The organism is Caenimonas koreensis DSM 17982, from assembly GCF_009646335.1.
In the GTDB taxonomy this organism is placed as follows: Bacteria; Pseudomonadota; Gammaproteobacteria; order Burkholderiales; family Burkholderiaceae_C; genus Ramlibacter; species Ramlibacter koreensis.
Window position 1 is genome coordinate 86,376 of record NZ_WJBU01000003.1, and the last position, 16,648, is coordinate 103,023.

17 protein-coding genes are annotated in these 16,648 nt (G+C 64.9%); 10 read left to right on the top strand and 7 right to left on the bottom strand.

All coding sequences use genetic code 11. The features are described 5' to 3' along the window. Positions 1–78: 78 nt before the first annotated feature. The 3 genes from GHT07_RS04075 to GHT07_RS04085 are packed head-to-tail and all read left to right on the top strand — an operon-like array spanning position 79 to position 672. The gene (locus GHT07_RS04075) at positions 79–327 is read left to right on the top strand and encodes a hypothetical protein (RefSeq protein WP_153583784.1); all 249 of its coding nucleotides are present in this window, start codon (positions 79–81) and stop codon (positions 325–327) included. A 2-nt stretch (positions 328–329) separates the two neighbouring features. Further along, entirely contained in the window at positions 330–482 is a 153-nt protein-coding gene (locus tag GHT07_RS04080; protein ID WP_153583785.1) for a stereocilin, read from the top strand. Between the two features lie 13 nt (positions 483–495). Further along, positions 496–672, top strand: coding sequence for a hypothetical protein (locus tag GHT07_RS04085; RefSeq protein ID WP_153583786.1), 177 nt, complete (start codon positions 496–498; stop codon positions 670–672). On the opposite strand, the gene GHT07_RS04090 is transcribed toward GHT07_RS04085, so the two are convergent. Beyond that, positions 673–1,461: a hypothetical protein gene (locus tag GHT07_RS04090; protein ID WP_153583787.1), complete on the bottom strand. Its 789-nt coding sequence runs from the start codon at positions 1,459–1,461 to the stop codon at positions 673–675. It abuts the gene before it with no gap. A 131-nt stretch (positions 1,462–1,592) separates the two neighbouring features. On the opposite strand from GHT07_RS04090, the gene GHT07_RS04095 reads away from it, so the two are divergent. Then, entirely contained in the window at positions 1,593–1,901 is a 309-nt protein-coding gene (locus GHT07_RS04095) for a hypothetical protein (protein ID WP_153583788.1), read from the top strand. Between the two features lie 13 nt (positions 1,902–1,914). Here the strand turns inward: GHT07_RS04095 and GHT07_RS04100 are convergent, their stop codons facing one another. The 6 genes from GHT07_RS04100 to GHT07_RS04125 form a co-directional block, all read right to left on the bottom strand. Next, positions 1,915–2,316 carry a DUF1801 domain-containing protein gene (locus tag GHT07_RS04100; RefSeq protein ID WP_153583789.1) on the bottom strand — a complete coding sequence of 134 codons (402 nt, stop codon included), beginning with the start codon at positions 2,314–2,316 and terminating at the stop codon, positions 1,915–1,917. A 29-nt stretch (positions 2,317–2,345) separates the two neighbouring features. Continuing rightward, entirely contained in the window at positions 2,346–3,305 is a 960-nt protein-coding gene (locus tag GHT07_RS04105) for a GNAT family N-acetyltransferase (RefSeq protein WP_153583790.1), read from the bottom strand. Positions 3,306–4,027: 722 nt separating this feature from the next. Further along, complete coding sequence (locus tag GHT07_RS04110; RefSeq protein ID WP_153583791.1) at positions 4,028–4,396, bottom strand: hypothetical protein; 369 nt, start codon at positions 4,394–4,396, stop codon at positions 4,028–4,030. A gap of 7 nt (positions 4,397–4,403) precedes the next feature. After that, complete coding sequence (locus tag GHT07_RS04115) at positions 4,404–5,303, bottom strand: DMT family transporter (RefSeq protein WP_228488172.1); 900 nt, start codon at positions 5,301–5,303, stop codon at positions 4,404–4,406. After that, positions 5,300–5,794 carry a methylated-DNA--[protein]-cysteine S-methyltransferase gene (locus GHT07_RS04120; RefSeq protein ID WP_153583792.1) on the bottom strand — a complete coding sequence of 165 codons (495 nt, stop codon included), beginning with the start codon at positions 5,792–5,794 and terminating at the stop codon, positions 5,300–5,302. The genes GHT07_RS04115 and GHT07_RS04120 overlap by 4 nt, the downstream gene beginning before the upstream one ends. Positions 5,795–5,824: 30 nt before the next feature. Further along, on the bottom strand, positions 5,825–7,294 hold the full coding sequence (locus GHT07_RS04125) for a DNA-3-methyladenine glycosylase 2 family protein (protein WP_153583793.1): 1,470 nt from the start codon (positions 7,292–7,294) through the stop codon (positions 5,825–5,827). Between the two features lie 83 nt (positions 7,295–7,377). Between GHT07_RS04125 and GHT07_RS04130 the strand changes: the two genes are divergently transcribed. The 6 genes from GHT07_RS04130 (at position 7,378) to GHT07_RS04155 (ending at position 16,572) form a co-directional block, all read left to right on the top strand. After that, a complete protein-coding gene (locus GHT07_RS04130; RefSeq protein ID WP_153583794.1) occupies positions 7,378–8,763 on the top strand; it encodes a phosphomannomutase/phosphoglucomutase in 1,386 nt (461 codons plus the stop codon). Next, entirely contained in the window at positions 8,760–9,788 is a 1,029-nt protein-coding gene (gene waaC / locus GHT07_RS04135; protein WP_153583795.1) for a lipopolysaccharide heptosyltransferase I, read from the top strand. The genes GHT07_RS04130 and waaC overlap by 4 nt, the downstream gene beginning before the upstream one ends. Further along, positions 9,785–11,062: a 3-deoxy-D-manno-octulosonic acid transferase gene (locus GHT07_RS04140; RefSeq protein WP_153583834.1), complete on the top strand. Its 1,278-nt coding sequence runs from the start codon at positions 9,785–9,787 to the stop codon at positions 11,060–11,062. The genes waaC and GHT07_RS04140 overlap by 4 nt, the downstream gene beginning before the upstream one ends. 436 nt (positions 11,063–11,498) lie before the next feature. Beyond that, positions 11,499–13,175 carry a DUF1800 domain-containing protein gene (locus tag GHT07_RS04145; RefSeq protein WP_153583796.1) on the top strand — a complete coding sequence of 559 codons (1,677 nt, stop codon included), beginning with the start codon at positions 11,499–11,501 and terminating at the stop codon, positions 13,173–13,175. Next, entirely contained in the window at positions 13,172–14,524 is a 1,353-nt protein-coding gene (locus tag GHT07_RS04150; protein WP_153583797.1) for a DUF1501 domain-containing protein, read from the top strand. Before GHT07_RS04145 ends, GHT07_RS04150 begins: the two co-directional genes overlap by 4 nt. Next, positions 14,521–16,572: a M10 family metallopeptidase gene (locus GHT07_RS04155; protein WP_153583798.1), complete on the top strand. Its 2,052-nt coding sequence runs from the start codon at positions 14,521–14,523 to the stop codon at positions 16,570–16,572. The genes GHT07_RS04150 and GHT07_RS04155 overlap by 4 nt, the downstream gene beginning before the upstream one ends. The last annotated feature ends 76 nt before the right edge of the window (positions 16,573–16,648 follow it).

Genomic DNA, 16,648 nt, shown 5'->3' on the forward strand with positions numbered 1-16,648 from the left:
GGTGCCTGCTCAGGCTGTCTGGCTTGTCCTACACCGAAACAAAATCGCGCCGCCTAGCATTTGGCCATGGGGACAAAAATGCATGATCTGCAAGAGGAAATCGCTCGCGCAGAGGCGGACTACCAGCGATATCGCAATGCATACCTGGAAGTGGCTCGCACCGAACCTGGTCATGAAGTGGCGCTCGCGATGATCGGCGCCGACATGGATCGTGTCCACGCGCAGCTGCAACGGTTGATCGGTTTGCCGCACTTGCCATTTACCCATGAGTCCAGCGCCGTCTTGCGCCGCGAGGTGGTGCGCCTGGCGCATGAACAGGAGGAATGAAGATGGCAACTCACCCGGTTGACCCGACCGCCCCCGGCTCTGGCAATCAAGAGGCTGAGCCCAACACATCGCAGTTGCCTGTCGAGCCCGAGTTCGGCAAGCAGCTGCCACCGCCGGAGCCTGAAAACGCTGGTGTCAAACCGCCTGCGATATGACAATGTGGCGGTGATGTCTCGACCGACAGCAGCGCCACTCCCGGGTGCGCCCCTGCCCACGGCGCCGCACCCGCCTGCGCCTGCGCCGCCCACGCCGCCCGACCCCGAGCCCCTGCGCCCGCCGGGTGATCCCGAAAAAGGTCACGTGCCGGCGCCCGAGCCCGGCAAGCCGGATCACCCCGCGGCTTGATCAGCGCGCGTCTTCGCTGCTTTCACCGCCCGCCGCATCACCGAGCATGGCCTGCGCGTCTTCGTCGAGCCCTGCCACCGGCGTTGCCTTCGCGAGCGACATCCAGACACCGAAAGGCAGCCCGTTGCGAAGACGCCTGGGGGCCGCTCGCGCGACCACCAGCCGTTCACCTTCGACCACCATCACGCCGCATTCGGCGGGCACCTCTTCGGGCCTGGCGATGCAGCGGCCCTTTGCGTCATTGCCCAGCACATACCAGCACTCGCCCAGGTCGAGGTAAGAGGCTCGTTTGGACTCGTTCTTCAGGTCGCCGAGCAGGTCGGCGCGGCGCACTTTCACTTCATGAACGATCGGCTCGACGTAGTTCGCAACCGAGGTATTGCGTATCGAAAAGACATCGGGCCTGGCGATGCACCAGCGCAGCGGCTTCGCCTCGTCATCGTGCGGCACTTGTGCGCGCAGGCTCAGGCCGCGCCAGGTGATGCGGCCCGCGCGCGTCATGGCTTGCGCCACGCGCTCGACCAATGCTTCATGCGCAGAAAACGCGGCGCGGTTGTTCACCAGGGTTGCCGCGAGCAGCTTCACGCCCAGGTCTGTCACGCGTAACGACTCGTGTCCGGTGGGCGCGTGCACCCGGTGCACCATGCCCGCAGCCAGCAGTTCGATTTCGAGTGGGTCCTGCGTGGGCCAGCCCGCCGAGCGATAGATCTCGCGCAGGCGCCGCGCGTGCGCTTTTCCCAGCGAGACGGGCATGGTCTCGGTCATGGGCTGGGGCGAGAGCGGGCTCATGGTCACGGCAGCGGGAGCGATCCAGTTTAGCGTGGCCGGACGCAAATGGACATCGCCGCAAGGCGTGGTCTGACGAGCTGTTGGGCGGTCAACTGATTCTGCGCAAAGGTGCAATCCACACAATCACCCACATGCTTGCAAACGCCATCTACGCCATTACCGCCCTGCAATATGCAGGTCCGCATATCGTCGGTGCCATGATGGGCCTGATGGATACCGTCGATCACGAGTGGGACTTGCCTCCGGCGCCGGCCCGGCTCAACGACGTTGTCGACAAACTCGTCGAGGGCGACCGCGTCATCAGCGTTTTCGCCGACGAAAGCGGCTGGCTCGCGTGCGGGCCGGAAGTCAAGGTCGACGTGCTGGCCGACAGCAGCGAGACGCTCGCGCTGGCCGAAGACCAGCCCGGCCGAAGCCTGCGCGACTTGCCGACTTACTGAGCGAGCGGCGCCGCTACGAACGCGTTTTCGGCTTTTTCGCCTTTGCTGCGGCTGTAGATGCATTGAAGGCGATGGCGGCCCGGACGAGGGCTTTGAAGGCCGTTGCGTCCACTGTTTCGCCTTCGCCGATATCGATGGCGCGCCGCATGTTGCCGTCGAGGCTCGAATTGAAGAGCCCGGACGGGTCCTTGATGAAAGCGCCCTTGGCAAAAGTCAGCTTCACTTTGCCTTTGTACGACTCACCTGTGCAGATGATGCCGTCGTGCGACCAGACGGGCGTGCCCTTCCATTTCCATTCTTCGACAACCGCAGGGTCGGCCTGCTGGATGAGCTTGCGCATTCGCGCCAGTGTGTTGCTGCGCCAGTCGCCCAGGCTGGCAATTTTCTCGTCGATGAGTTCGGATGCAGTTGGCATGTCGGTCTCCGGGTGGCTTCCAGCGATTTTCAGGCAGCGACGTGCGCGACCCAGTGCACCACTGTCTCGCCTTGTTCGTCGATGCGGATGCCAGTATCGGCAAATCCGCAGCCACGTACCACGCTTGCGGATGCTGTGTTGTCGGGCGCGACTTGCGCAAGCACGGCCGTCGCTCCCGCCGCGCCAGCGAGTTGGAGCAGGCATGAGACGGCGTAGCCTGCAGCGCCCTGGCGCCGGCAGGCAGGCGCGACGCCATAGCCAATCTCGACGCGTCCGTTGTGCGGCTCGCCCTTGAAGCTGCACGAGCCGGCGACGAGCTGGTCGGAATTTCGCACGATGAGGAACACCTGTGACCAGAAGGCGGCCTCGCCTTTTGAAAGCCGCAGCATGGCGCGCTCGCCCACGCGCGCCGGGGGCAGTGCATCCACCGCGACGGCTTGTGTGAGGCCAGCAGGAACGCGCGAAGCCGCTATGTCGGCGACTTGCCCAGGTGTCAGGCGCAGCAGCGAATAGCTGGATCGACCTGTTGCCGCATCGTTGCGCCTCGCCATCTGGGCCAGGATGATCTTGTCGGAGTACGGCGTCAGTTCGGTCACGCGATAGCCGCGGCGCTCGTAGAACTGGACGTTGCCGGGCACCAGCGTATTGGTCGTCAACTCGAAGCGCGCCACGTGCGGATGCGCTCGTTCAACGGCGTCGAGGAGCAGCCCGCCTATGCCTTTTCCCTGATACGAAAGATCGACGCTGACGCCGCGGATCGTGCACACGTTCCCATCGAGAAGGCCACGAGCGGAGCCCACGATTTGCGCGCCGTCGCGCGCGGTCAACACGGTCTGTGTGCTGATGTGATGGGCGATCGCGTCGACGTGTTCTGCCAGCGGCGGGATTTGCATGTTCTCGCTCAGGCGTCCTTCCTGTTGGAAGGCTCGCATCTGGATGGCGTGAATGACAGCTGCATCTGCGGCAGTGGCGGGCGCAATGGTGTACATCGGTTTTTCGTTTGGCTTTGCCGGATTTTGGAGGGTTCTTGTTCAGGGCGCTCGCGGCAGGCGGACTCTGGCGCGGCCTCCTGCTGTGACGGTTTGCGCTAGTCGCGCAAACTCCGCTTTGAAATTTTCCTTCGGACCGGTGCGAAAAAAACTCCCTGCGAGTTTGCAAGCAAACTCTCCGGTCAAACAGCTTTTCGCAAGTCAGTGCACGAGTCGCGCTAAAGCGCGATCCGGCCCGAAGAAAAATTTCAAAGCCGCTCACAAAAGTCGGCCGCGCCAGAGTCCGCCTACCGCGAGACAACGGCTCTGCTTGATCGACGAGATACCGACCGCTCCGTCTCTCCTCAGCCAGCGCGCGGACGGGTTGGCCGCAAATACCGTCCAGCTCGACCGTACTGTCCGTCATTCCAGGCAATGCGAAGCGAGCCGAGACTTAGAGTCAAACACCCCCAGTTGGTTAACTCGCGGCAGGTGGACTCTGGTGGGGCTGATTTCTTTTGTGGCTTCAAGAATTGGCTCGAAGCCGGATCGCGCTTTAGCGCGACACGTCATCTGACTCGCAAAAGCTGTTTGACCGGAGAGTTTGCTTGCAAACTCGCAGGGAGTTCTTTTGCGCCGGCTTCGAGCCAATTCTTGAAGCGACGTTTGCGCGACAAGCGCAAACCACAAAAGCATGAGGCCCCGCCAGAGTCCACCTGACGCGAGCGCCCCGAACAAACAACTCAGCGCAGCTTCGCCGCCAGCAACTTCGCAGCCATATCGAAGCACAACATGTACACCACGCCACAGGCGCCACCCAGCAGGAAATTTTGCGTCTTGTCCGGGAACTGCACCACCCAGACAACGCAAAGAAGCGCGGGCATCGCATAGGCAATCGGGCTCGCCAGCTTCAGTTTGTCGACAAGCGCCATGCCCGGCGTGATCCACAGCACGGCCAGCATCGGAATGGCAAGCAGGCCGGACAGCCATACAAGGTCTTGCGAGCCGACAAACAGGGCCGCTCCCACCAGGCACGCATACACCGCGCCCGCAGCGCACCAGTCAACGATGCGTGAACGGCTGTTCAATGAATCATCTGCAGGCTTGTCCATGAACCCGTTATAGCTGCTTGCCACGCCACCGCGCCATCGTGATCAACCCTGCCGACAACGCCGTGCCGCAGATGATTACCGCGGCGCAAACCAGCATCCAGGCCGTGACGCTTTCATGCAGGAACAAGACGCCATACAACACGGCAAACACCGGCACGAGGAAGGTGACGCTCACGGCACGGGCCGGCCCGGCCCGCTCGATGATTCGAAAGTACAGCACGTACGCAATGCCGGTACACACCACGCCGAGCGCCACCGTCGCCAACCATGCATGTATCCCCGGTGTCTTCGCGGGCCAGTAGAGCAGGGCGGGCAGCGCGAGCGCGGCTGTCGATCCCATCTGGCTGCCAGCGGCGGTGACCAGCGCGGGCAATCCAGTGAGATAGCGCTTGGCCGCATTGGCCGCGATACCGTAGCAAAGCGTTCCCACCAGGCAGGCCATGACAGCAAGGCCCGGCGCCAGGCCCGACGCATCAGGCTTGAACGACGCCTCGTCCCAGGCGAGCATCGCCACACCCACGAAGCCGATGACCAGCCCTGCGATGCGGGCGGCCGTTGGCCTGTCTTTCAGCCACACCCACGCCACGAGCGCGCCAAAGAGCGGCACCGTCGCATTGAGGATGGCCGAAAGGCCCGTGGTGATGGACAGCAGCGCATACGCGAAGCAGACGAAGGGAATGCCCGAGTTGATCACGCCGACGATGAAAATCTTCTTCCAGTGCGCGCGCAGCAGCGAGCCGTGCCCGCGCAGGACCACCAGCGGCAGCAGGAAAGCCGTGGCAACGGTGACACGCAGGAACGCCACGGCAATCGCGCCGAACTCCACGACGCCCCAGCGCATGAACAGGAACGACGCGCCCCAGATGGCGGCCAGCAGGATGAAGTCAGTGACCCACGGCTGCTTCAAGCCGCACCTTCCAGCCGCAGCAGCGCACTCTTGCGCTCCAGCCCGCCCGCATAGCCCGTGAGCGAGCCATCGGCGCCGAGCACGCGATGGCAGGGCACGACGATGCTCACCGGGTTGCGGCCCACCGCTGCGCCAACGGCACGCACGGCGGCCGGCTTGCCTATCGCTTCGCTGAGCGATCCGTAGCTGGTTGTGCCGCCTGGCGCAATCGCCAGCAGCGCGCGCCACACCGACTGCTGGAAGGGCGTGCCGGCTTGCAGGTCGAGCGGCAGGTCAAAGTGCGTTCGGCTGCCGCTGAAGTAGCCGGCAAGTTGTTCCATCGCGCGTTGGAGCAAGGGGTGACCGGCATCGACGGGCCAGGCGGAAACGTCAGGCATGTGCCGCTGGCCCTCGAACCAGATGCCGGCAATGCCCTTGTCAGTCGCTGCAACGATCATGGGGCCGAGCGGGCTTGCGTAGTGCGCCTGCACGATGGTGTTGTTGAATTTCATGGGAATGGCTCTCCTTGTTGGCCGGGCCGCTTACAGCTGCGCCCATGCGCGGATCACGGCGTAGCTGCGCCACGGCTTCCAGTCCTGCGAGGCGGCCTCGGCAGCTCTGGCGCGATTAGGTGCATCGAGCACGCCCAGCGCCTTGTGCAGCGCGATGTCGCCTGCGGGAAATGCATCGGGCCAGCGCAGGGCGCGCATCGCGATGTACTGCGCTGTCCAGTCGCCAATGCCAGGCAGCGCCTTCAATGCTTCTATCGTCGTGGTCACGTCGGCGCCGCCATGCAACTGCAACTTCCGGCTCGCAACCGCCTTCGCAATCGACACGATCGCAGCTTGCCGCTGCCGCACGATGCCGAGTTGGCCCAGCGCATCGCCCGATGCCTTGGCAAGAACCGCGGGCTCGGGAAACAGGCGCTGCAATGGCGCAATGGGTGTGTCGATCGGCTCGCCGAAGGTGTCGACCAGCCGCTGCGCCAGCGTGCGTGCTGCCGCCACCGTGATCTGCTGGCCGAGCACCGCCCGCACCGCCAGCTCGTAGCCGCTCATGGTGCCCGGCACGCGAAGGCCGTCGCCATCGGGAAAGCGTGCGTGCAGCAATGCATTGATGGCTTGCGGATCGGCGTCGAGGTCGAGCATGGCCCGCACGCGGTGGATCACGATGGGCAATACCTGCCGCAGCGAGTCGCTCACGCGCAGGACGACCTGGCACCGCGGCTCGTCGAACTGCGCCGTGAGCCATCCGGTATACCGTTCGCCGCCGGACTCAACCGCCAGCGTGCGAGACACGGTCTTGTCGGTCGGCGAAATCAGCTCGACGTGCGTCATCGCGCGCTTGTGCAGGAAGGCCAGCATCGCGTCCACGTCATAGGGCGGGCGATAACCCAGGCGTATTGCAATGCCGCTCGCCGGCTGGCCGGCGCCTTCGCGGCGCAGCTGTGTCGGGTTCAGGCCATAGTGTTCGACAAACGCCGCATTGAAGCGGCGCAGGCTCGAAAAGCCGCTGATGAGCGCGACCTGCGTCATGGGCAAGCCGGTGTCTGCGAGCAGTTGCTTGGCGGTGAGCAAACGGCGCGTTTGCAGGTATTGCACAGGTGAAACGCCAAACTGCATTTCAAAGATGCGGCGTACATGCCGGTCGCTCACGCCCATCTTCACGGCCAGCTCGCCTGCGCTGGGCGTGCCGTCGCCCCACGCTTCGGGGTCGTCGAGCAGGCGCGCGGCCTGGTGCGCGAGGATGTAACTCGCATCCTGGATCGACCAGGTGACCGAGTGCGGTGCGAGCTCGGGGCGGCATCGCAGGCACGGGCGAAACCCTGCGCTTTCAGCCTGCGCCGCATGCGGAAAGAAGCGGCAGTTCTCGCGCTTGGGCAGCCGCACCCGGCACACCGGGCGGCAATAGATGCCGGTCGAAGTCACGCCTGTGAAAAACCGCCCGTCAAAGCGCGCGTCGTGCGTCTTCATCGCGAGGTAGCAGGCGTCGTCTTGCAGGGCGGTGTCCATGGAAGAGATGATACGCAGCGCTGACGTGAAGACTCGCCGTTTTCGGACATGTCCCTTTGCGCTGCCACGCCTACAATTTGCCGATGCACCTCGACCCCTCGATCTTCAAAGCCTACGACATACGTGGCATCGTTCCTTCCACACTCAATGACAACATAGCGCATGCCCTGGGCCGCGCCTTCGGCGCGATGGCGCTCAAGGAGGGCGAGACAACCGTGGCCGTTGGCCGCGATGGCCGGCTCAGTGGCCCCTTGTTGTGTGCAGCGCTCGTGCGCGGCCTCATCGAGTCGGGCATTGACGTGATCGACATCGGCGCGGTGACGACCCCCATGGTGTACTTCGCTGCCAACACGCTGTGCACCAGCGGCATCCAGGTCACGGGCAGCCACAACCCGCGCGACTACAACGGCTTCAAGATGGTGCTGGCAGGCCGCGCGATCTACGGCGAAGAAATCCAGCAGCTGCGCCGCCTGATCGAGGCGCGCCGCTTCGAGCCGGCAGCGCGCACGGGCACCATCCGCAATGTCAACCTGCTCGCGCCGTATCGTGATCGGATCCTGCAGGACGTTTTGCTCGCGCGCCCGATGAAGATCGTGGTCGATTGTGGCAACGGCATTGCAGGTGCGTCGGCGCCTGCGATCTTCCGTGCGCTGGGCTGCGAAGTGATCGAGCTGTTCAGCGAAGTCGATGGCAACTTCCCCAACCACCACCCCGACCCGAGTAAGCCCGAGAACCTGAAGGACTTGATCGCGGCCATTGCCGGGCACGGCGCGGAACTGGGACTGGCGTTCGATGGTGATGGGGACCGGCTCGGCATCATCACGCGCGGCGGTAACAATATTTACCCGGATCGCCAGATGATGCTGTTCGCGCGCGATGTGCTGTCGCGCGTGCCCGGCGGCACGATCATCTTCGACGTGAAGTGCACGCAGCGCCTGGCGCCCGCCATCCGCGAAGCAGGCGGCGTGCCCCTCATGTACAAGACAGGTCACTCCCTGATCAAGGCGAAGATGAAAGAGGTGAACTCGCCCCTGGGCGGCGAGATGAGCGGCCACATCTTCTTCAAGGAGCGCTGGTTCGGCTTTGACGATGGCACCTATGCCGGCGCACGCATGCTCGAAATCCTGTCGCGCACGGATGACCCGAGCGCGCTGCTCGACGCATTGCCCACGAGCTTTTCCACACCCGAGCTGAACATCAAGTGCGCTGAAGGAGAGCCGCACGCTCTGGTGGAGCAGCTGATTGCGATGGCGAGGTTCGAGTCGCCCGCGCAGATTTCCACCATCGACGGTGTGCGAGTCGACTGGCCCGATGGCTTCGGGCTGATACGCGCCTCGAACACGACGCCCGTCCTCGTCCTGCGGTTCGAGGGGCATACGGCGCAGGCCCTGCACCGCATCGAGAGCGACATGCTTGCGCTGCTGCGCCGCGTGAAGCCCGATGCAAAGATCGAGGCGGCTGCGCATTGAAGATCCTCATCGTCAAACTGTCTTCGCTCGGTGACGTGGTGCATGCCATGCCCGCCGTGCAGGACATGCTGGCGAGCGTGCCGGGCGCGCGGGTGGATTGGGTGGTCGAGGGCAGTTTTGCCGCGCTGGTCAGGCGTTGCCAGGGTGTGCACCGCGTGATCGAGTGCGACATCCGGCGGTGGCGCAAGTCGCCCCTGTCGGCGCAAACGCGCAGCGAGTGGCGCGCGTTTCGCCAGGCGCTGCGCGAGCAGGCGTATGACGCGGTGATCGACGTGCAGGGGCTGACCAAGTCGGCGCTGGTCGCACGCACGGCGAGACTGGCGGCCGCTGGAAAGCGCTTTGCGCTTGCGAACCAGACCGAAGGCTCCAGCTATGAAGCGCCCACGCGCTGGGTGGCTGATGTGGCGATTCATATCGAGCCGCATGTGCATGCAGTGGAACGCTCGCGCGAGCTGTGCGCGCGCGCACTGGGCTATGCCGTGCCGCCTGCGGTCACATTCGGCCTGCAGGCACAAGCCGCGCCACAAGCCACAGCACAGGCCACAGCACAGGCCACGCAGGGCAGGCCTTGCGTAGCCTTCGTGCATGGCACGTCGCGCGATGACAAGCTCTGGCCCGAAGCGCTGTGGGTGAAGCTCGGCCAGCGCCTGATGGGTGAGGGTTTCTCCATCGGCCTGCCGCACGGCAGCGACGCGGAACTGGCACGCAGCGAGCGCATTGCATCCGCCCTGGGGCAAGGCGGGCCTCAAGGTGAGAGTGAGGGTGCCCGAGTCTGGCCGCGCATGGACCTTGGCGCGCTCACTGACCGGCTTGCAGCCTGCGCAGGCGTGATCGGCGTCGACAGCGGCCTGAGCCATATTGCCGTCGCACTCGATTTGCCGCATGTGCAGATCTATAACTTCGACACAGCGTGGCGCACAGGGCCACCGGCTTCGCACGCGAAGCAGCGCAGCGTCTTTGCGCAGCCTGCTCCCTCGATCGATGCTGTGTGGCAAGCCTGGACGCAAGTGCGCGCCGCACGATGACGCGCTCGCTCGTCCTGTCGGCCTACTCTGCGCTCGCCGTGGCCGTGCAGCCGTTTTTGCGCAGCAAGCTGCGCCGCCGCGGCCGTGTGGAGCCAGGTTACCTGCAGCACATGGGTGAGCGCTTCGGGGCGTATGAGCAGCCGGCGCAAGCTGGCGCGTTGTGGATTCACGCGGTGTCGCTGGGTGAAACGCGCGCGGCAGGCATCCTCATCGAGCATCTGCGAAGCCTGCAGCCTGACATTCGCATCCTGCTCACGCACGGCACCGCGACAGGCCGTGCCGAAGGCGAGCGCTGGGTTCGCGCAGGCGACGCGCAGGCGTGGCTGCCATGGGACACGCCACAGGCTGTGCGGCGCTTTTTCAATCACTTCAAGCCGAGCGCCGGTGTGCTGATGGAGACCGAGGTGTGGCCCAACCTCGTTGCTGCAGCCAGGGATGCGGGCGTTGCGCTTGCGCTCGCCAATGCAAGGCTGAGCGCCAAATCACTCGCGGGCACGCTGCGCCTGTCGAGCCTCTCGCGCCCCGCCTATGCCGCGCTGGCTGCCGTGTGGGCCCAGACCGATGCCGATGCCAAGCGGCTGGCGCAGGCTGGCGCCACCGTCAAAGGCGTTTTCGGCAACCTGAAGTTCGACGCCACGCCCGATGCGTCTTTGCTGCAGCGCGGCCGCCTGTGGCGCGAAATGACAGCGCGCCCCGTGGTGATGTTCGCGAGTTCGCGCGAAGGCGAAGAGGCAGAGTTGATTCGAGTGCTGCAGGCGCATCCGCAGTGGGTGAAGGGTGCGCAGGCCGTGCAGTGGCTCATCGTGCCGCGCCATCCGCAGCGCTTCGATGAAGTCGCCTCGCTGATCGGGCAGGCCGGCTTGACGATGTCGCGCCGCAGCGCGTGGGCATCGCAGCCCGCTGTGGCCGATGTGTGGCTGGGCGATTCGCTGGGCGAGATGGCCTTTTATTTCGGCATGTCACGCTGCGCGCTGCTGGGCGGCAGCTTCGAGAAGCTCGGCGGCCAGAATTTGATCGAAGCGGCGGCCTGCGGCTGCCCGGTGGTCATGGGGCCGCACACATTCAACTTCACCGAAGCCGCGCAGCTGTCGCAGCAGGCAGGCGCGGCATTTCGCGTTGCGTCGCTGCAGGAGGGCATGGGTGAGGCTGTGCGCCTCGTGTCTGATGTGCCTGCCCAACAGCGATCAGCCAGCGCGGCGCTTGCCTTCGCCGCCGCCAACCAGGGCGCCGCGTTGAAGACGGCGCAGGCCGTGCTGGCGCTCATGCGTCGCTAGCCAGCGAGCCTTTCGTGACCCTTTGGAGAGCCTCGTGCGTTCGCTTCGCGCATTGCAGCGCGCGCGAACACATTTCACATCTTCGTCACCAAATGCCCTGCTTTGGCGCGTGACTTTATCGGCCCCGTACGGCAGAGTTCAGCGTAGTGGAACTAGGGCCTGTTAACACTATTCATGACTGCGCGTTGCCACCAAAAGGGTTCAGCCGCTAGGCGCGAAACACGGACAGGGGTCAACCCCGTTCGTGTTTCGCAACAACGCGGATGGACCCTTTTGGTGACAACCCGGAGGGAACGTGGCCACAGCCGCGCCACTCCGCGTTGCGCTCCTAGGCAAGGCACAAGCCTTGCCGTCGTCCCGCGCCTTGATTGGCGCGGCTTTGGCCGCGTTCGCGCAGCCATGAATAGTGTTAACAGGCCCTAGCCGAGGGATTCGCATGAGGGAACGGTCTTATTCGCTGGCCGCGCCGGCACTGGCTGCCGCGCTGGTTGCGGGCGTGCTGGCGGGCTGCGGCGCAGGCGCATCGGCGCCGCCCGCGGCATCCACGGCGCTGCCGTCTCCGTCGAGCGGGCAGGTCAACAACACGCCGGCTGCCTCTGGCATGACGCGCTTTGCCGCGGCCCGTGTGGCCGACCAGGTGAGCTTTGGCGCGACGCCTGCGCTGGTCGATGCACTGGCACAGCAAGGCTTGAACGCATGGATCACGGCGCAGATGGCGCTGCCCGTCACGCAGATGAATCCGCCGGCCTACGTGCGGGACTACGACACCAACAACCAGCAGCAAGCCAGCGCCGCCTACAACTGGCCGGCCAACGATCTGCTTGACAAGGCGCTGGCCGGCAACGACCAGCTGCGACAGCGCGTGACGTGGTCGCTGTTGCAGTTCATTCCCGTGAACGGCAAGGTCAACCCGTATGCGATGGTGCAGTACTACAACCTGCTGCAACGCAACGCCTTCGGCAACTACGGCACCTTCATTCGCGAACTGACGATCAACCCGGCAATGGCCGTGTTCCTCGACAACGCCTCCAACCGCCCCACGTCCGACCAGTGCCCGAGCTGCGCGCCGAACGAGAACTACGCGCGCGAGCTGATGCAGCTGTTCACGCTGGGTGTCGTGCAGCTCAATGCCGACGGCAGCGTCAAGCGCAATGCGCAGAACAAGCCGATCGAAACCTATTCGCAGGAAGACGTCGAGCAGCTCGCGGGTGCGCTCACGGGCTGGCGTTTTGCGCCCAGCGCCACACCACTGCCATCGACCGATTGGAGTAACGCTGCGGTGCCGATGGTGCCGGAGGACTGGGCGCCGCTGCATGACCGCAAAGCCAAGACGATTCTGGGGACGCCATTTGCTGCCAACCGCAGCGCGCCGCAAGACCTCGATGCGGTGGTCACGCTCTTGATGGCGCATCCGAACATCGGCCCGTTCGTCAGCCAGCGGCTGATCCAGAACCTGGTCACCAGCAACCCGACGCCCGCCTACGTGGGCCGTGTTGCCGCTGTCTTTCGCAACAACGGCTCGGGTGTGGCTGGCGACATGAAGGCGGTGATCCGCGCGATCCTCACCGATGTGGAGGCGCGGCGCGGCGATGTGCCGGGCGCTGACACCACGCGCTTTGGCAAGTTCCGCGAGCCGATGCTCTGGTACACGGGCATGCTTCGCGGCCTGGGCTGCACGAAGAACCTTGTGTCGCCGCAATGGGGGCCGCTGGCAGCAAACAGCCAGCGGCCATTCAATGCAGCAAGTGTCTTCGGCTTCTACCTGCCGACCGACCGCGCGCCGGGCAGCAACCTGCTGGCGCCGGAGCAAAAAATCGTCAACGCGGCGGAGTTCACTAGCCGGCTTGGCAGCATCGGCTGGAACATTGCCGATGGTGCGGCCAACGGCGCGGGCTGCCAGACCGATGCGCTCGGCCAGGCGTACAGCCAGTCGCCACGCGCGCTCATCGACGAGATCAACACGCGATGGTTCCGCGGTGCGATGCCGCCCACGCTGCGCACGAACTTGCAGCTGCTCGCGACCACGCAGCAATTCGGCAACGACGCCAACCAGGCAGCACTGGTGCTCACGCAATACGCGCTGACCACGCCTTTTTACGGGATCATGAAATGAAGCGCCGCGACTTCCTCAAATTCGGCACGAGCGCGCCCTTGCTCGCGGGTGCGTCGACGGCGGGCTTGCTCGGCGCGCTGGGCTCTGCGACCTACGCTGCCAACACCGACTACAAGGCGCTCGTCTGCGTCTTCCTCATGGGCGGCAACGACGGCAACAACGTGATCGTGCCGACCGACGGCGCCTACAACGACTACAGCGCGGGCCGGCTCGACCTGGCGCTGCCCAAGAACAGCCTCGTCGCGTTGAATGGATCGAGCGCAGGCCACACGCTGGGCGTGCATCCATCGCTGTCGCCGCTGGCGGCGCTCTACAACCAGCAGCGGCTGGCGTTCATCGCCAATGCCGGCCCGCTGGTCGAGCCGCTGACCGCCGCGCAGATGAAGGCGCATTCGCGCACCACGCCGCCGTTCCTGCTGTCGCACAGCGACCAGGTCGCCATCCAGCAAGGCTGGGGCTTTGATGAAGATGCCAGCGGCTGGGCAGGCCGTTCGCTCGAACTGCTGCCTGCCAATTTGCAAAACGAACTGCGCGCCGTGACGATGGATGACCATCGCACACTCGTCATGGGCAAGCAGTCGCCCGTGTCGTTCATGAACGCCTACGGCTCGCGTTACTGGGGCCAGGCCGATCTGGCGCAGCCGCAGCAGGGCTGGACGCAGACGGTCAATCGCATGTCGCAATGGCAGTTCGCCAACGAGTACGAGGCCGAGTATTCGCGCACGTTCGGCGGCGCGGTGCGTGACTCGACGCTCATCACCAACGCGCTGCTGCAGGCTTCACCGCCCGCAGGCAATTTTGCGGACAACGACCTGGGCGTGCGCCTGCGCACGCTTGCGTCGGCGCTGCCTGTTTTCAAGTCGATGGGCTACAAGCGGCAGGTGTTCCTGGTGTCATGGGGCTCGTTCGACACGCACACGGGCCAGCGCGGCTCGGCTGCGAGCACGCAGGATTCGCAGCTCGCGCAGCTGGCATCGGCGTTGTCGGCATTCGATCAATCGAACGTGGCCGCGGGTGTGGGAGGCGATGTGACGACGCTGGTCATGTCGGACTTCGGCCGCACGCTCAAGCCGGCGTCGGGCGGCGGCAGCGACCATTCGTGGGGCAACAACTGGCTGGTGATGGGCGGGCCTGTGAAGGGTGGCCAGGTTTATGGCCAGTTTCCTTCGCTGGTGCTCGGCGGCGTGGACGACTTTGACAGTGCTGGCGAAGGGCGCTGGGTGCCCACCACGTCAAGCGACCAGGTCGGCTCCACGGTGATGCAGTGGATGGGGCTGCCGCCGTCGTCCGTGCTCGATGTGTTCCCGAACCTCGCCAATTTCCCGCAGCAGAAGCTGGGCTTCCTATGAGCGACGTCCACGGGTCGGCCGGGGCCGACAACTACATCCAGGGCGAGGCCGAGAAGGACGAGTGGCTGAATTACTTCGGCGAGCAGGGCGACGACGTCATCAAGATGTGGCAGGGCCAGGCCATTGGCGGGCCGGGCAATGACCGCATCGAGCAACTCGCCAGCACCGACTGGTGGCGCGAGCTGGCGGTGGCCTACTGGGACGCACCTGCGGGTGTCGTGGTGGACCTGCAGGCCGGCTGGGCGCAGGACGGCTGGGGCACGGTCGATACGCTCATCGGCGTGGACAGCGCCTACAGCGGCTGGAACGACGACGCGCTCTACGGCAGCGCCACCGACAACCACTTCTCCAGCGGCAGCGGCAACGACACGATCGATGGGCGCGGCGGCATCGACTACGTGGTGCTGCCCTGGCTTCACAGTGACGGCCCCGGCACCATCGACGAATTCAATATCGACGTGTCGGTGGACGGGCGTCACGCGACGATCACCTCTGCGTTCGACACGCACCTGCATCTCGAACTGACGGATGTGGAACGCATCGCCGTCAACTGGGACGCGCCGTATCTCGACATTGCGTCTTTCATCGACCCGAACGACATGGCCGACCAGGGCCTGACCGCAGCGGCTTCGCAGCGCTGGAATGCGAATGCAGCGATGGGCACGGCGACGACGGTGTCTTTCAGCTTCGTTCAATCGGCGCCATTGACCGGGCCGGGCGCCACGGGCTTTCGAGCATTCACGACCGCCGAGCGTGACCATGTGCGCGAAATTCTTGCCAGCGTGAGCGCCGTCACGAACCTCTCGTTCGTCGAAGTCGCCGACACCGGTGCGGGCGGGCAGATGCGGTTCGGCGTGAGCCAGCAGGCCGCGACGAAGGGCGTGTCGTACGCGCCCTCGGCATCGCCGGCCAACGCCACGGCGGGCGACGTGTGGATGGACGTGGAGTCGATGGTCTCGCTGGCTGCGGGCTCCGAAGGCATGCAGGCACTGCTGCATGAAATCGGGCACGCGCTGGGCCTGCGGCACCCGCGCAATGTGGATGCGGGCGATGCGTGGTCCGTGCAGTGGCGCGAGACCGATGACGTGAGCAGCCTCACGGTGATGACATCGACCCAGTCGAGCGACGGCCTGTTCCGCGCCGACTGGGGGCCGCTCGATGTTGCCGCGCTGCGCTACTTGTACGGCACCAAAGCGATCAACGCTACGAGCAACACCTACGTGGTTGGCGGTGCGGATGCGCAAGCCGAACGCACGATCGTCGATGACGGCGGCACGGACACGCTCGATGCGTCGTCATCGGCTGTGGGCGTGGTGCTCGACCTGACGCCCGGCCATCGCAGCAGCGTTGGCTTGAGTGCGCAAGCGCAAGTGGCCGTGGACAACCTCGGCATTGCGCTGGGCACGATGATCGAGTCGGCCATCGGATCAAGCCAGGACGACGTGCTCGTCGGCAACGCCGGCAACAACACGCTCACCGGCGGCCTTGGCAATGACGACATCAATGGCGGCGACGGGCGCGACACGGCGGCTTTCGCGGGTGCGCGCGCGGACTACGCGCTGAGTGAGTCGTTCGGCTATCGCTATGTGACGGCGAACGATGGCACTTCCGGCTTCGATGTGTTGTCGAGCATCGAGCGACTCAAGTTCTCGGATGTGAGCATTGCGTATGACGTGGATGGCGGCAACGCAGGTCTCGCCGTGAAGCTGCTGGGCATCCTGTTGCCGGCCATCGCTGCCAACACGTACTACCGGGGCGTCGTGCTGTCTTACCTGGATGGCGGCGGTTCGGTCAACACGCTGATCGATCTGGGCCTGGACCTGGTGCTCGGGCCGAACGCCTCAAACCAGCAAGTCGTCACGTTGCTCTACACGAACCTCGTTGGCTTTGCGCCCGATGCGGGTTCACTCGCGCTGTATTCCGGAATGATCGACAGCCACGCGCTGACCAAGGAGCAGCTCACTTTGTTGGCGGCCGATGTGTCTCTCAATCTCGATCACATTGGTTATGCGGGGATTGTTGAGAGCGGGCTGGTGTACGAGGTTTGAGGCGCTTGCTGTTTTTGCGTTTGGGCTGTGAACGTGTTGGGGTGGGCTGCGATCGATGGGCGGCGGAATGACACGG